The 2330-nt window shown below is 50.1% G+C and carries 3 protein-coding genes; all 3 read right to left on the bottom strand.

Translation table 11 applies throughout. The annotated features are described in order from the left end of the window. On the bottom strand, nucleotides 1-283 hold a 283-nt coding region (locus JCM11216_RS14105; protein ID WP_243676480.1), incomplete at its 3' end, for a type IV secretion system DNA-binding domain-containing protein. Further along, nucleotides 270-1076 (bottom strand): hypothetical protein, encoded by an 807-nt coding sequence (locus tag JCM11216_RS14100; protein WP_243676479.1) that lies wholly within the window; start codon nucleotides 1074-1076, stop codon nucleotides 270-272. The genes JCM11216_RS14105 and JCM11216_RS14100, both read right to left, overlap by 14 nt. Before the next feature lie 109 nt (nucleotides 1077-1185). Beyond that, a complete protein-coding gene (locus JCM11216_RS14095; RefSeq protein WP_243676478.1) occupies nucleotides 1186-2280 on the bottom strand; it encodes a hypothetical protein in 1095 nt (364 codons plus the stop codon). Between the last annotated feature and the right edge of the window lie 50 nt (nucleotides 2281-2330).

Raw genomic sequence — 2330 nt, 5'->3', positions numbered from 1 at the left:
AGGGAGCGTGGTAGTCAGTGAATCCCTCGTAAGTACCAGCAACATCAAACACAACAACCGCGTAACCACACGGCACGTTGGAGAGTGCATTCTTAATCAGTGTGGTCTTCCCAGTGCCTATCGAGCCGAAGATCAATGCATGAGTCTCATCAAGAACCATGAAGTGAAAGAGGTGCCCAGCCGGGTCATTAATCAAATCCTTAACGCTCAGCTTACACGGGTCTTGAGGCGTTAAGCCCATTTGATTGGCTTGTTGGTTAATCCACGGATTAACTTGGTTCACTGAACCCACGTTTTGCCTCCTTCCCCAGGGCATCATTGTTAACGCTCAAACGCCTTATAAGGGTTAGTGCCTTGGTTGTGGCTCTAATGGTCATGTCTGAGGGGGGGTTGTAGACTACATACCCCCCCATTGACAGTGCCTTTAGCACTGCTTCATGACCAACCAATTCACTCAAGGCCTTGAGTGTGGCTACGCCACCCAAGTCCTTGGTGAGGACCTCGACCGCATTGACCACGTCATTGCCTAACCTAGCCTCTGTCGGCTCGGCAATGCTGAATTGCCTAACCGGTGCCTCTATGAACCTCCTACTCAATCCAATGACCTCGATCTTACTGCCGAACTCCGTGGTATCCCTAAGCTCATCAATCCTAGGCAACCTAATTAGTCTCCTAACAACCTCATCAAAAACAAAAACCCTATTAACATCAAAAACACTGCTGTGCACAGCGACGTCAATACCCAAAGCCCTCAACTGAGCCAACGCATCGGTTAGCCTAGGCCATAAATCACTGTAGAACTCGGTGTTTACCCTCAGTGAGGATGCGAGGGCGAGGCCGATTATTGTTGATAACGGCTCAATGATTGGCATCGGGGGGGCTGAGTATAATGAATTCCTAAGCTCATCGGCATTGAACTCGCTCGTGAACTCAACGCTTGCTGGGAATGCGAAGCCGCAGTCCTCAAAAACCTGGCTCAAAAAATCGAGGTGGCTCGAGTCGCAGTTAATGCCAAGCTCGCGAAAGACCCTATTAATCAATGCCTTGGATAGGGCATTGAGCTTGGCGTCAGGCACGCCATTGAGTGCCTTGCGTCGCCAAGCCTGAAGGTCACGCCAGTGTTGATTCCCCCCCCGTAATCAAGCCTACCCAAAATGAGCCTAAGCATCGTTTAAGGCGAATTAATCACTTATTAGGCTGGTTTACGTACCTCCCCCCCAAGCCATTAATCAAAGCCTCGGTGATGACTATCGCCTCGATTAGGTTTGCCGCCTTAATGCCCAACTCAGCATCCCTGAGTTCACCAGCGATCTTGCTTAGTGAGTCTCTTAGGGACTTCACAGAGGACCTAAGCAACTGAATCCTTAGGTCTATGTTCTCGCCGTAACTCAATGCGTTTAAGGCATTGCTGACTGTATTCAAGGCGTTTTCGTAAAGCGTCAAAGCCCTCCTCAACTCACCAACCTCCTTGCTCAGCCTCTCAGCCTCGCTGAGACTGCCGTTGCCGATTAAGTCGCTTAACCTAGCCTCCATGTCCTTAAGCTTACTCCTCAACTCATCAACCTTCTTGCCTAGGCTATTTGCTAGGTTCCTCAACAACGCCTCAGCCTCACTGACTGCGTAGTGCCTGACCTGGCTCAAAATATCAATCACCAACCTCGGAGGCATGTACCTACTCAGTAAATTCCCAAGCCTATTGTTGCCAATCAAATCAACACTTATGAACTCATCCCTAGCGTTTCTAGCGCTCATTAACACCAACCTCCACAAATCCCTATGGAACTCCCTAAAGACCTCGCTGTTTGGCTTAGCCGCTGAAGCCTTGATGGCCAAGTCCTTGGCTACCTTCTCGACAGCCTCGATGTTGATGAATCCATCCTCGTAGAGTGCCCTCAATGCCCTGGCCAGTGCCTTGAGCTCGCTGGGCTCAATGCCTAATTTACCGTACTCCTCACTGAATGACTGCCACTCAACTGCCTTGTTGAGGTTTATGCCAAGCTCACTGAGTAGCTCGAGCAGGGCAACAAGCGGTTGCCTGCGCACCGAGTCCGCGTAGTCGATAAGCCCAATCAATGAGGACCTGCCACCACTGCTCAGCCTCTCAATTACCTCATCCCTGGCTGTGACTGCCAGGTGAAGCTTAACGACAGAGTCAACAAGCAAGTCGTTCCTCGCTATTGATGCAATCCTCGGAAAAACCTCACTGAAGGCTTTACCACCAACAAGTGCATCAGCACCGTACTTAAGCAACCTACTGAGTTCTTTCATGAAACCCCTCAAACTCCCTAGATCCCTTGATTTGTTCCTTAGCCCACTCTCCGTAATTCACG

The organism is Vulcanisaeta distributa JCM 11216 (genome assembly GCF_001315985.1).
Classification (GTDB): domain Archaea; phylum Thermoproteota; class Thermoprotei; order Thermoproteales; family Thermocladiaceae; genus Vulcanisaeta; species Vulcanisaeta distributa_E.
This window is presented reverse-complemented; position numbering and strand designations above follow the sequence as displayed.